16 protein-coding genes and 1 tRNA gene are annotated in these 12,396 nt (G+C 65.0%); 15 read left to right on the forward strand and 2 right to left on the reverse strand.

Features of this window, described 5'->3' with window-relative positions; translation table 11 throughout:
• Nucleotides 1-58 precede the first annotated feature (58 nt).
• The 9 genes from ABXH26_RS06500 (at nucleotide 59) to ABXH26_RS06540 (ending at nucleotide 6,839) form a co-directional block, all read left to right on the forward strand.
• The gene (locus ABXH26_RS06500; protein ID WP_353566234.1) at nucleotides 59-424 is read left to right on the forward strand and encodes a helix-turn-helix domain-containing protein; all 366 of its coding nucleotides are present in this window, start codon (nucleotides 59-61) and stop codon (nucleotides 422-424) included.
• 8 nt (nucleotides 425-432) lie between these two features.
• A complete protein-coding gene (locus tag ABXH26_RS06505) occupies nucleotides 433-834 on the forward strand; it encodes a Lar family restriction alleviation protein (protein WP_353566235.1) in 402 nt (133 codons plus the stop codon).
• A gap of 22 nt (nucleotides 835-856) precedes the next feature.
• The gene (locus tag ABXH26_RS06510) at nucleotides 857-3,022 is read left to right on the forward strand and encodes a helix-turn-helix domain-containing protein (protein ID WP_353566236.1); all 2,166 of its coding nucleotides are present in this window, start codon (nucleotides 857-859) and stop codon (nucleotides 3,020-3,022) included.
• 14 nt (nucleotides 3,023-3,036) lie between these two features.
• Entirely contained in the window at nucleotides 3,037-4,251 is a 1,215-nt protein-coding gene (locus ABXH26_RS06515; protein WP_353566237.1) for an AAA family ATPase, read from the forward strand.
• Nucleotides 4,252-4,422: 171 nt separating this feature from the next.
• The gene (locus tag ABXH26_RS06520) at nucleotides 4,423-4,710 is read left to right on the forward strand and encodes a hypothetical protein (RefSeq protein ID WP_353566238.1); all 288 of its coding nucleotides are present in this window, start codon (nucleotides 4,423-4,425) and stop codon (nucleotides 4,708-4,710) included.
• 26 nt (nucleotides 4,711-4,736) lie between these two features.
• Nucleotides 4,737-5,240 carry a host-nuclease inhibitor Gam family protein gene (locus tag ABXH26_RS06525; RefSeq protein ID WP_353566239.1) on the forward strand — a complete coding sequence of 168 codons (504 nt, stop codon included), beginning with the start codon at nucleotides 4,737-4,739 and terminating at the stop codon, nucleotides 5,238-5,240.
• Nucleotides 5,241-5,446: 206 nt separating this feature from the next.
• Nucleotides 5,447-5,770 carry a hypothetical protein gene (locus ABXH26_RS06530; protein ID WP_353566240.1) on the forward strand — a complete coding sequence of 108 codons (324 nt, stop codon included), beginning with the start codon at nucleotides 5,447-5,449 and terminating at the stop codon, nucleotides 5,768-5,770.
• 1 nt (nucleotide 5,771) lies between these two features.
• Nucleotides 5,772-6,179 (forward strand): hypothetical protein, encoded by a 408-nt coding sequence (locus ABXH26_RS06535; RefSeq protein ID WP_353566241.1) that lies wholly within the window; start codon nucleotides 5,772-5,774, stop codon nucleotides 6,177-6,179.
• 3 nt (nucleotides 6,180-6,182) lie between these two features.
• Nucleotides 6,183-6,839 carry a DUF7168 domain-containing protein gene (locus tag ABXH26_RS06540; protein ID WP_353566242.1) on the forward strand — a complete coding sequence of 219 codons (657 nt, stop codon included), beginning with the start codon at nucleotides 6,183-6,185 and terminating at the stop codon, nucleotides 6,837-6,839.
• A 1-nt stretch (nucleotide 6,840) separates the two neighbouring features.
• Here ABXH26_RS06540 and ABXH26_RS06545 read toward each other — a convergent pair whose 3' ends face one another.
• Nucleotides 6,841-7,137, reverse strand: a complete 297-nt coding sequence (locus tag ABXH26_RS06545; RefSeq protein WP_353566243.1) for a hypothetical protein — start codon at nucleotides 7,135-7,137, stop codon at nucleotides 6,841-6,843.
• A gap of 48 nt (nucleotides 7,138-7,185) precedes the next feature.
• Between ABXH26_RS06545 and ABXH26_RS06550 the strand changes: the two genes are divergently transcribed.
• Nucleotides 7,186-7,626, forward strand: coding sequence for a hypothetical protein (locus ABXH26_RS06550; RefSeq protein WP_353566244.1), 441 nt, complete (start codon nucleotides 7,186-7,188; stop codon nucleotides 7,624-7,626).
• 253 nt (nucleotides 7,627-7,879) lie between these two features.
• Here the strand turns inward: ABXH26_RS06550 and ABXH26_RS06555 are convergent.
• Nucleotides 7,880-7,956: transfer RNA gene (locus tag ABXH26_RS06555), tRNA-Pro, on the reverse strand.
• A gap of 81 nt (nucleotides 7,957-8,037) precedes the next feature.
• On the opposite strand from ABXH26_RS06555, the gene argC reads away from it, so the two are divergent.
• From argC to ABXH26_RS06580, 5 genes are all read left to right on the forward strand, one after another.
• Entirely contained in the window at nucleotides 8,038-9,081 is a 1,044-nt protein-coding gene (argC, locus tag ABXH26_RS06560) for an N-acetyl-gamma-glutamyl-phosphate reductase (protein WP_353566245.1), read from the forward strand.
• 29 nt (nucleotides 9,082-9,110) lie between these two features.
• Nucleotides 9,111-10,364: a bifunctional glutamate N-acetyltransferase/amino-acid acetyltransferase ArgJ gene (argJ, locus tag ABXH26_RS06565; RefSeq protein WP_353566246.1), complete on the forward strand. Its 1,254-nt coding sequence runs from the start codon at nucleotides 9,111-9,113 to the stop codon at nucleotides 10,362-10,364.
• 87 nt (nucleotides 10,365-10,451) lie between these two features.
• The gene (locus ABXH26_RS06570; RefSeq protein WP_353566247.1) at nucleotides 10,452-11,078 is read left to right on the forward strand and encodes a hypothetical protein; all 627 of its coding nucleotides are present in this window, start codon (nucleotides 10,452-10,454) and stop codon (nucleotides 11,076-11,078) included.
• Entirely contained in the window at nucleotides 11,075-11,374 is a 300-nt protein-coding gene (locus ABXH26_RS06575; RefSeq protein WP_353566248.1) for a transcriptional regulator, read from the forward strand. Before ABXH26_RS06570 ends, ABXH26_RS06575 begins: the two co-directional genes overlap by 4 nt.
• A complete protein-coding gene (locus ABXH26_RS06580; RefSeq protein WP_353566249.1) occupies nucleotides 11,371-12,264 on the forward strand; it encodes an endonuclease/exonuclease/phosphatase family protein in 894 nt (297 codons plus the stop codon). Before ABXH26_RS06575 ends, ABXH26_RS06580 begins: the two co-directional genes overlap by 4 nt.
• Nucleotides 12,265-12,396: the final 132 nt, after the last annotated feature.

Below are 12,396 nucleotides of genomic sequence, written 5' to 3' on the forward strand. Positions count from 1 at the left end.
GCGTCCTACGATCCACCCCGTAACTCCCGCCCCCCAGAACGCCAACCCATCGCAAGCCATGAAGAACATCTCCCACCTGTTCACGCCGCAGACCGATCTTTCGGCGCAAGCCATCCTTACCAGCGTCGCCGTCGCCACCGGCCACACGGTTCAGCAGTTCATCGGCCCCCAGCGTCCTCAGCCGCTCGCATGGCACCGGCAGATTGCGATGCAGCTTTGCCGGGAACTACTACATCTCCCGTATTCCGCCATCGGCCACCACTTCGGGGGTCGGGATCACGGGACGGTGATGCACGCCTGTCGCGCCGTCAGCAGACGCATCGCCGCGAATCCCGAAGACCGCGCCCTCTACCTCCGGCTCCGCGCCCGCGCCGAGAACGGCGACCCCATCACCGGCCTCGTCCCCATGCCCATCGCCAATTGAAACCAGCCATGAACTCCACCTCACTCCTCCCATGCCCATTCTGCGGCCAAGATCCTGAAGTCGAAGAGTTCGACGAGGACGAATGCGGGCCTGCTCACGTCATCATCTCCTGCCCGGGAGGTCTCTGCCCATCCACCGCCATTGCCTACGGCGATACCCGCGCCGAAGCCATCGCCGCCTGGAACACCCGCCACGTCCCCAGCATCCCCGTTTACGAAATGGGCGAACCCCTCCGCGCCCCCGCGCCCCCGCGGGAGCCCCCTGAGTCCATCGCCGACGCCATCCACCACCTCGCCGCCGAGGGACTCATCGACATCCTCCCCGCCGAATCCGGCGATCCCGCCGACGCCCGCCTCCAGCTCACCGACAAAGGCCGCGCCCTCGGCCTCTCCATTCCCACTGATCACTGATCGCTGCTCACTCGGCACTCTCATGCACCTCGCAGACTCATCCCTCGGCACCCTCCGTCTCATCGACGACTTCGAAGCCTTCGCCGCGATCCCGGAGACCGCCCAGGCCGATATCCTCCGCAAGCTGCCATGGATCGAGCGACTCATGAAGGCCGGCCACGGCACCAAAGCCCACATCGTCAAGTCTGCTGCCCACGCCCTCGGCGTCAACCCGGGCTCCGTGAATCGCTACTACGCCGCCTTCCGTAGCAAAGGCTGGAAGGGTCTCCTCGATACCCGTGCCGCCGGCCTCACCGGCCGCGGCCTGCCCAGGCGCTTCCGCGAGGCCATCGCCACCGAGTCCATCCGTCACCAGCGCTCCAAGGACGCAGGCACGGAGATCCACCGCTTCTTCGTCGACCGCTGGAACCTCTGGCGCACCACGGGCGATCCCCAGTACCAGATCCCTGGCTACGATTGCCCGCCGCCCGCTGATCCCGCCACCGGCTATCCCTACGGCTGGTCACCCGATAACCTCCGCCGCCACGCCGCCGACTCCCTCGGCAAGGCCCTCGGCAAGCGCGGCCAGAAGCACGCCTCTTCGCTTCTACCCTCCGTCCAGTCCACCCGCGTCGGCTGCAAGTTCCTTCAGGTCGTCTTTTTCGATGACCAGGACTACGACCGCAAAGTCTGGGCCGCCGGCCTCAGCAAGTCCGCCCGGCCTGTCGGCTTCAACTGCCTCGACTACCTCACCGGTGCGTTTCTCGATTACCATCTCCGCCTGCTCTTCACCGACGACGAGGAGGGACGGAAAAAGACCCTCACCTCTCGTGAGTTCACCTGGTTCGCGATCCGCCAGCTCATGGAGGCCGGCTACCGCACCGACGACGTGGGCACCACGCAGGTCTTCGAGCACAAGACCGCGAACGCCTGGAGCAATCAGGAACTGACCACCTTCAGCGGCCACCACTCCTACGCCGAGGCCATCGCCGCCTTGACCGGTGGCAAGGTGATCGTCGCCCGGTCCGGGCGCTTCAACGAGGCCAGCATTTCCGGCATGCTCTTCAAGCCCCAGTCGAGTGGTAACTTCCGGGCCAAGGCCCCGTTGGAAAGCCTCTTCCACCTCGTCCGCACCTATGATCAACGCCTTATCGGCCAGGTCGGCCGGAACTACTCGGAGGCACCGGAAGAACTCCACGGCATCGAGAAGTATGAAGAACAGCTCCTCACCGCGGCTGCTAAGCTCGATCCCTTTCACGCCAACCAGCTCCGCCACGCCATGCTCTCCTTCAGTGAGAGCGCCGGGCTTTACCGCGCCCTCTATCGCGCCATCAACGCCCGCACTCAGCATGCCTTGGAAGGTTGGAAAGCCTGCGGCCACACCCGCCTGATCTGGCGCTGGGATCCGTCCTCCGAGCAGTGGTTCAACCGCGCCGATCTCGACCAGCTACCCGCGCCTGTCCAGCAGCACGCTCTGGCCGTCATGGACTCCGATCCCCGCTGCATCCGCGAAGTACTACTCTCACCGGAGCAAGCCGCCCGTGCCTACCAGCAGGACCCCGCCATCCGCCGCCTGCCCGAGAGCGCCGTTCCCCTCCTTATCCCACGCGAATGGGCACAGCTCCGCCCGGTCGAGAGCCGCACGCTCAAGATCGCCGATCCCCTTCATGGATCCTCGGATCGACCGCTTCAATTTCCCGCCTGGTTCACCAACCGCGCCGGCAACGTCGAACGCATCCCGGAGGGCAAGAAGGTCCTTTGCTACCTCAACCCCTTCGACATCGATCGACTCTACGTCTGCACCGAGGACGGGGCCTTTCTCGGCACCCTTCATCGCCCCGCGCCGGGGATTCCCATGGATGTCGAGAGCGCCGTCGCCGGCCTCGAAATGCGCTCCGTCGCCAAGGCCGATGCCGATGCCGAATTCCGCCACCGCTCCGCGACCATCGTCGAGGAACGTCAGGCGATGCGCCGTCACAATGATTCCGTGATCCAGACCGGCCGCACCGAAGCCGAGAACCGCAGCGAGTCCGCCAAGCAGGCCGCCCGCACCCGCAAGGTCAACGCCGCCGCTGCCTCCCTCGACGGCCTCGACCCCTCGGCCCTGCTGGTCTCCGGAAACGACGATGCAAACGACCTGCAGGACCACTGCACGCCCGCTTCAAGCAGCCCCTTCGATCCCTCCCAGCTCCTCAATCCCGATCTCTGATTTTCCTCACGCCCATGACCATCGCCAACGACAACACCCCGCCCGAAGATGAAAACCGCGACGAACTCGACGCCGGCAACCTCAGCCAGCCCGGCGGCACCGAAGCCGGACGCGACGACGTCGATCGCGCCCTCGAAATCCAGGGTGCTAATGCCCGCGCTTCCTGGAACTTCTCGGCCGATCACGTCCAACAAGGACTCCGCCACTGCACTCCCGAGCGGAAGGAGGTTCTCCTGTGGTGCTTCCAATGGTGCCTCGACCGGGGGATCTACTTCCCCGAGTTCGCCACCCGCGTCGACTACGCACCGAACACCCTCTACAAGATCTTCACCGGGCGACACGTCGATCCCAAGTCCGGCCAACGCTACGATATCACCGACAAGCTCTACCAAGCCTGCCTCGGCTTCCGGCGGGAAGAGAAACTACGCCACTTGCAGGCCGACGCTGACTTCGTCGTCACGCCCACCGTTAAGCGCATCTGGCAAGCCTGCGATCTTGCCCGGGAATCCCACACCCCCGTTTTTCTCTACGGTGCCTCGCATGTCGGCAAGACCTGGGGACTCAACCACTACTCCGTGGAAAACAACCACGGTCGCTCGCCCTACGTCCGCATCCCCGCGGCCTCCGGCCTCGGCGGCATGGTCGATGCGATCGCGCTGCGCGTCGGCGTCAGCCAGAAAGGGAATACGAAGGAGAAGATTGACCGCATCAAGAACTCCCTCTCGCCCAACCAAGTCCTCATTCTCGATGAGGTCCACGAGCTGATCTACACCTACCGTCGGGAGTCCTTCTTCGCCTGCCTGGAGGTCGTCAGGGACATCTATGATCACTCCGGCTGCGGTCTCGTCCTCGTCGTCACCAACGTCTTCCGCCGGGAAATGGAGGGCGCGAAAAAGGCGCACCTCGAACAGATCTTCAAACGCGGCGTCCACCGCGTGCAGCTTGGCAACATCGTCCGCGTCGCCGACCTCCGCGCCATCTTCGATCACCACGCTCTCAAGTGGCCCGCGCGCAAGCAGTCGATCGACATCGGTGGCGTCAAGGACCAGCCCTACGAGATCCTCCGTGCCCTCGCCAAGGACGAGGGCCTCAAGTCTATCACCGAGCGGATCCGCTACGCCAAGCGCCTCGCCGTGAACGCCAAGGAGCGTCTGTCCCTCAAGCACTTCGTCCACGCTCACCTCATCATCGAGCGCAACGCCCAACTCCCCGAGGACGACTGGGAATGAACTGCCCCCTCCACGGCGAGCCTTTCCGCTTCTCCACCCATGAAGGTGGCCGCGACTACTTCTACTGCCCCCACAGTAATTGCTCCATCACCTACTCCCGACCTTCCCCCCGCCATGACCCTCCTGGCCCTCCACTTCCTCTCAATCCTTCCACCCCAACCCAAAGCGAAAATGCCCCAAGAACTCATCCCTGAACTCGAAGTCGCGGAGCTGATCGAGCGCGCCGACGACATCCTCAAAGACAACCACGACCAGCCCGGATCCGAGCGTCTGCACATCGCGATCAGCTTCCTCAGCGAGATGGAGGAGCACTGGCGCAGCGACTACGCGCAGCTCGCCAGCACCGGCAGCGAATGCTCGCCGCTGGGCGACCGGGTTCTCCAGGACATCGATCACACCACCCAGCTCCGCGCCTTCTTCCTCCGCACCCTCGCCGGCCCCGGCGCAGCCGCCCTCTGACCAACTCTGCAGCCCACGAATCCATCATGAAAGCACCGAAAACCGACTCCGGCTTTGCCGACATCGTTGACCAACTCGCCCGGGACTCCAAAGCCCTCGAAGTTCTGGAAGCCGCCGAGAAGCGCGACATCATCCGCCTCCGCGACAAGCGTCGCGAACGGATCGACGAGCTGAAGACCTCGATCAAAGCCGCCACCAAAGGTGCCTCCAGCTACCTACGGAAGTTCAAGGATCGCTTGATTCCGAAGGGAAGAAAAAGCGCTGAAACCCAGCTCGCCGAATACGGGCTGCGGAGTTCCAGCGCGATCGTGGCCCTTTCATCCGATTGGGACGAGCAAGCCTCGATCGAGGCCTGCCTGGAGCACGGCTTCGACGCCTGCGTTGTCACGGTCCATCGCCTCGATAAGGAAGCGCTTGAAAAACTCACCGACGAGGAACTCGCCAAGGTCGGCCGCCGCCGCCGTCCGTCCGAATCGTTCTGGCTGAAGCCCAAGACGGGCGCGGATTCCTCGATCACCTCCTCCGTCTGACCCATCTGCCGGCGGGCGGCCTGACTATCCGCGAGTGCGGACAAGCCGGGACCAGCCTTCACCGCCCGCCGGCTTTTCCTCCTCTCAATTCCCCCATGGCAACTCTTCCTCCAGGCTCGATCCGCTGCATTTCCCTCTGGCAGCCCTGGGCATCGCTCGTCGCCTGCGGAGCGAAGACGATCGAAACACGAGGCAAGCCCGCCCCCTTGACGATCCTCGGTTGCCGGATCGGCATTCACGCTGCCAAAACCAGGCGAGGAATCAGCGCCCTTCCTCAGCACGAAATCACTGCGGCCGAAGAGGCCCTGGGCATTCCTCAAAGCGCCTGGGACGACCGCCTGCCTTTTGGCTCCCTGGTCGCCACTACCCTGGTCGAGGCGAGCATTCCGACCGGCCGCCTCACGCCCGACCTTTTCGGCGACTTCACGCCCGGCCGCTTCGGCTGGTTTCTCTCAGGCACCATCGCTCTCTCGATGCCGATCCCCACCCGCGGTTGCCAAGGCATCTTCTTCACCCCCGACCCGCACTGACATGCCCAAAAGCACCAAGCACATTATCAAGTTCGGCTACCGCTACTATGCCGTTGACTCGATCAGCGCCGCCACCCAGGCGATCGCCCTCCTGGCGAAGCTCAAGCCCTGCGAGTGGCAGCATGAGCCAGAGGGGAAGTCCCACTATCGCCCGATAGAGGATGCTCACGAACGGGACAACGAGATCACCCTCGAAACCAACCAGCGCTGGCACGAGCCCAAGCCCGAGAAGCCCGCCAAAGCGGAGAAGCTTCCTGCCCCCAAGCGTGGATCCATCCTTTGCATTTGCGAGCGTTCCTACGTGGCTCCGCGACAGTCCTGCCCGCACTGCGGTCGACCATTCAGCGAGTCCCACAACCGCACCCACGGAGCCGACCGCACTGGCACAGAAACTCCCAAACTGCTTTGATTCATGTCCTCACCGATCATTGATCGAATCAAAAAGCTCCTCCGCCTCGGCCGCTGCCACGCAGCCACGCCGGCAGAGGCCGCCAACGCGCTCGCCAAAGCCCTCAAGCTTGCCGCCGAGCACGGCATCGATCTCTCGCAGCTCCCCACCGATGACCCCGAGCGGGGCGGGGTGACCCACGTCACTGAGCCCAGCCAGGCCGGCCTCCCGCACCGCCTTGCCTCCCGCCTCGTGAAGCGCCATTTCGGCGTCTCCACTGTCTTCGAAAAAGGCGGCCCGAAGCCCGTCATCCACTTCGTCGGCGTCGAGTCTCAGTGCCAGCTCGCCGTTTACTGCTACGTCTTCCTGGTCCGCACCATGCGCGCCGCCTGGCGCCACCGGACCAACCGCCGGCTCCGTGATCGCGAATCATTCCTGCACGGATTCGCCACCGCCATCGACCGCGCCATGCCGCCCGTTTTCCACCAGCCCGGTCTAACCATCTCGCATGACGCCTACATCGTCGACGTCATCGTCGGCAAAGGCGGGTCGCTGAAAGAGATCGGTCGCAAGACCCCGCGAAAGCTCTCCGAAGCCGCCACCCGGGAAGGCTACCGCGCTGGCCGCAAAACCAGCATCCACAACGCCCTCCGGGGCACCGACAAACCGCTCCTTTCATGATTCACGCTCGGTCAAGGTTCCGATCCTCCCGCCGCACGAAACGTCCTTTCGGAAGGACCAAATACGGCCGATCTCGTTCTGCCACGAAGAGCAGCGAATCGACCTCTTCCTGCGTCAGCCGCACACGGTGAACCGGCACTCCGGGATTTTCCCCTGGGTAAAGCTCAACCGGCACGGACAGCTCAACCACCTCACCGTTCCACTCCAAGCTCACCCAATCCGGCAGCCCATCGACCGTAGCCTTCACCAGCCACGTCACACCCACTTTCACCGGACTGAGTTCATCGGGCAGCTGCATTTCCGTCTCTACTCCAGCCTCCCCCCACCATCAACCCCACCGATCGCCATGGCCCTCTCCTTCGAACAGATCAAACGCTACCGCGCCTCCTGGGCTCCCGTCGCCAAGGCCTACCGTGAGCTAGGGGGATTCTCCACCGAGGAGATCGAGGAGGAGCGCCTGGCGATTCTCCGCACCGTGATGGGCAAGCCGGAGGGGAAGGTATCGAGCAAAGACCTCACCGACCGCCAATTTACAAAGGTCCTGGGTGAGCACCGTAAGGCCGCCGTTCTGATCCTCGGCCCGGGCAAGATCGAGGATGAGGACGCCGTCTCTCGCCGCCGCATCATCTTCCGCATCGACGAGCTGGGACTGCCCGACACCTACCTCAACGAGATCGCCACCGACGCCTTCGGCTCATCCGATTGGCGGACCCTGCCACGTCCTGCACTCCTTCGTCTGCTCTGGACAGCGAAGAAACGCGCCAAGGCCCACTCGGAAGCACGATGACCGCCCTGCAGCATCCCGGAACGATCCGTGCAGGCCACCTGCACAGCCTCTCCAAGGCCCCCTCAAATTTCACATTTCTCTGCCAACAGGCCGGTCCGGAAGAGGTTTCTTCACAGATGCCGGTTCCCCGTCCAAGCAGCCCCCACCCCTCCTCAAAGCCCCCGTTTTCGGGCTTTTTCGGCCTCCTTCGGGCTTGATCGGGATTTCACAGATGTTCTGCCCCGGACCAAAAAGATTCACCCGAAGGAACGGATGGTCGGGCTGGCGGGATTCGAACCCACGACCCCCTGCACCCCATGCAGGTGCGCTACCAGACTGCGCCACAGCCCGTCACTTTCCGCGAACGGGCGGGCAATCAATCAGGGCACATCCCCCTTGGCAAGCCCTGAAAATCCTGCGATGCCGGGGCCCATGGAACGCGTGAAGGCAGCGATCGTCGGAGCCAGCGGCTACACCGGACAGGAACTCGTCCGCCGCCTGTTGCTCCACCCCCATGTGGAGCTCACCGCCGCCACCTCGCGGCAGGAGGAGGGCCGCACGCTGGCCGAGGTGTATCCGCGCTTCGCCGGCATTCCCGGCGCCGAGCTGGCCTTCATCCAGCCGGATCCTCAGGCCATCGCCGCCACCGGCGCCACCTTCGCTTTCCTCGCGCTGCCCCACGGCGTGGCGGCGGAAATCGGGCGGGCGCTGCTCGATCTCGGACTGCGGGTCATCGACCTGAGCGCGGATTTCCGGATCCACGATGCCGGGGTCTACGAGGAGTTTTACGATCACGCCCATCCGGCTCCGGACCTGCTGGCGGAAGCCGTCTACGGGCTGCCCGAAGTGCGGGCCGACGACATCAAGGCCGCCCGCCTGATCGCCTCGCCGGGATGCTACCCGACGAGCATCTTGCTGCCCCTATTGCCTCTGTTGCGGGAAAAACTGATCGTCCCCGCGACGATCGTCGCCAACTCGATGAGCGGCGTCAGCGGCGCGGGCCGCAAGGCGGACCTTTCCCTGCTTTTCTGCGAGTGCAACGAGAGCGCCCGAGCCTACGGCGTGCCGAAGCACCGCCACCTCTCGGAGATCGAGCAGGAGCTGACGATCGCCGCTGGGGAAAAGGTGGTCATTTCCTTCATCCCGCACCTGATCCCGGTCAATGCGGGCATCGTCACCACCACCACGGCCACTTTGGCGGACGGGGTGGATCCGGAGGCGATCGGGGCGGCCTTGGAAAGGGCGTACGCGGGCGAGTTCTTCGTGCGGCTGCTGGGCAAGGGCAGGCCAGCCGACACCAAGCGCGTGAGCGGCACCAACTTCATCGACATCGGCTGGACCCACGACCCGCGGACCGGCCGGGTGATCCTGATGAGCGCCGAGGACAACCTTGGCAAAGGGGCGGGGGGCCAGGCGATCCAGTCGTTCAACCTGATGGCGGGCCTCGACCCCACCGCCGGGTTGCAATCCGTTTGAGATTCTGCTCAGTGTGGACGCCTTCACCCATGGACTTTCCCATCACCCGGATCAAAGGCGGCGTCGGCGCGGCGAAAGGCTTCACCACTTCGGCGATCGCTTGTGGCATCAAGAATCCGGCGGTGGAGCGGCTAGATCTGGCGCTGATCCGTTCCGAGCATCCCTGCGTCTCCGCCGGAACCTTCACCACCAACCGGGTGAAGGCCGCGCCGGTGAAAATGACGCAGGCCCACGTCCGCCGCGGCAACCTGCAGGCGATCGTGGCGAACTCCGGCAACGCCAACGCCTGCACCGGCATCCAGGGCATCACCGACGCCCGCGCGATGGCCGATGGCGTGGCCAGGCCGCTCGGGCTCAAGCGCACCGAGGTGGGGGTGTGCTCGACCGGCGTGATCGGCCTGCCGATGCCGATGATGCGCATCGACCCGAAGTTCGGCGAGCTGGTGGACGGCCTGGGCCGGGGCAGAGGTGGCGAGGTGGCACGCGCCATCATGACCAGCGACACGCGGCCCAAGGAGCTGGCGATTTCCTTCGACCTCGGGGACACCCGCGTGCGTCTCGGCGGCTGCGTGAAGGGGGCCGGCATGATCTGCCCGAGCATGGCCACCATGCTGTGCTTCATCACCACCGACGTCGCCCTTTCCAAGGATGACCTCAACCGCGCGGTGCTCGAGGCGGTCGAGGAAAGCTTCAACCGCATCACCATCGACGGCGACACCAGCACCAACGACACCGTGCTGGTGCTGGCGAACGGGGCCTCCGGGATCCGCCGCCTGCGGCGAAACGGACCGCGCTGCCGGCAGTTTCGCAAGGCCCTGAAATGGCTGATGCTCGAGCTGGCCAAGGCAGTGGTCCGCGACGGCGAGCGGGTGACCAAGTTCGTCCACGTCAAGGTCCGCGGGGCGCGCACCTACCTCGATGCCAAAAAAGTCGCCGAGGCCGTCTGCAAGTCCGCCCTGGTCAAGGCCTCGTGGAATGGCGGCGATCCGAACTGGGGGCGCGTGCTGCACGCGGTGGGCTACTCCCGCGCCGCGATCCGCGAGGAGCTGATCGACATCCTCTACGATGGCGTGCCCGCCTGCGCCGGCGGCCTGCAGGCGGAAACGCCGATGGACCGGCTGCGCGACATCGCCGCCAAGCCGGAATTCGAGATCGAGGTCCACCTCAATCAGGGCAGCGCCGAGTACGATATGTACAGTAGCGACTTCTCGCCCGAGTACATCGATTTCAACCGCTCGGAATACGCCTACTGGAAGCAGGCCCGCAAGGACGGGCTGGTCTGAGGGCGGCGCGTGCGGCGGGCCGCGGCCTGCCCTGCCCTCGTGACTTGCTCCTTGCTAGTCGCTACTTTGCTAAACAAAGTCACCGCCATGACCACCCACGAGGAAGCGGCCGAGCAATTGCGGGCGATCCGCACGATGATGGAAAGGGCGACGATTTTCCGCGCCCTGTCCGGCGAGGCGGCGCTGATGGGTGGGGCGGCTTCGTTGGCCGCCGGCTGGCTTTCGGATGGGAAACACCGCTGGCAGTGGGGCTCGGTGTGGCTGATCGGGCTGGTGGTGGTGCTGGCCTTCGGAACCTGGCAGTTTTTCCGCACCGCCCGCACGGCCAAGCGCACCATGTGGAACCACGGCCTCAAGGTGGCGCTGCGCGGCGCCTTGCCGTCGCTGATCGCCGGGGGCTTTCTCGGGCTGCTGTTCCTGAAATACGGGCTCAAGGATGCCGAGTTCCTGGCCGGCTCGCTGTGGATCCTGCACTACGGCCTGGCCCTGCTGGCGATCCGCGAGTTCGCGCCGAAGTCGATGGCCTGGCTGGGGATCGCCTTCGTGGTCACCGGCATCGCCGCCTTTGCTTCGATGACCTTCTTCCAGGCCGGGACGCCGCTGTTGGCAAAGCTCGGCCCCTCCGGCTTGATGGCGGCCACCTTCGGAGGCTTCCATCTGGCCTACGGGGCAGCCATCGTCACAACGTCCCGACGCGAACCGGCCGCCGAATGATCGACTTTTCCAAGCTCGACAAAACGATCCACGAGAAGGGGCGGCTGTCGATCATGACGCTGCTCGCCTCGCGCTCCGGGCCGTGGTCGTTCCAGGAGTTGAAGACCGAGCTGGAAATGAGCGACGGTAACCTGATCACGCACCTGCGCACGCTGGCCGCGGCGGGCTTTGTCGACTCGGAAAAGCTCACCGGCGACGGCCGTCCGCAGACGCTTTACTCGCTGACCCGGCCCGGCCGCACGGCCTTCGAGGACTACCTCGCGGTGCTCGAGCAAATCCTCGACCTCGGGAAATGAAGCTCCGCTGGCAAGCCCTCGCCCGCCTCGCCGCGGCGGGCAGCTGGGTGGCGCTGGCCTGCCACCTCGTGGGGGATCTCACCCTGCCCACGGCCATCGTTTCCTACGCCCTGCCGTGGCTGGTGCTCGGGTTGGTGGGAGGAAGCTTGCTGCCCGTGCTGAAGGGAAGGTGGCGGCTGGGAGCCCTGCCGGCGCTGGGCTTCGGGCTGTGGGGCTGCACCCAGTCCTTCAATTTCGCCGGCACTCCGGTTGATCCCGGACGCCCGGTTTTCCAAGCCATGACCTGGAACGCCGGGCGGCAGCTCGCCGGCCATCCGGAGTGGTGGAAATTCCCGGCCGACGTGGTCGTCATCACCGAGGCCGGCGACTTGTCGGCCGTCTGGAACCTCTTCCGCCAAGCCACGCCCGGCCTCACCTGGCGGCGGCTCGATACCGGCATCCTGCTGGGCGTCCGCGGCCGCCTGGGTGAAACGAAAAACTTCGGAGTCCACGACCGATTCCGGTGCAGCCGCGTGCCCGTGAGGCTCCGCAGCGGGGCGGAGCTGGACGTCATCGCCGTCGATATCCACTCCCAGCCCTGGCTTTCGAGAAAACCTTCGCTCGATGGCATTTTCCACGAGGCGGCGCGCGACCGGCCCACGCTCGTCATGGGCGACTTCAACACGCCGATCGAAAGCCGCCTGCTCGGGCGGGCCACGGGGGACCGCTTCCAGTGCGCCAACACCGGCGCCCATGCCGGTTTCCGCGAAAGCTGGCCATGGATGATCCCGCTGCTGACTCTGGACCAGATCTGGTCGGACCGGCGGATGCCCGCGGTGGAATGCCGCAGCGAAGGGCGCAGCTCCGACCACCGGGCCGTCCTCGCACGCCTCTCCGTGCCGCGATCCTGAAGTCGGAAACAATCCGCTTGCCAGATCTAACTTTGTTTTGCAAAGCTCCCTCACTCCGGAACGATTCCGGTTGTTTTTTGCCATGAAACTTTGTGGAGCAAAGTCAGGAGATTTGTCGGTTGGGTTGCCATT

The sequence above is a fragment of the Haloferula sargassicola genome (assembly GCF_040362925.1).
Lineage (GTDB): Bacteria > Verrucomicrobiota > Verrucomicrobiia > Verrucomicrobiales > Akkermansiaceae > Haloferula > Haloferula sargassicola.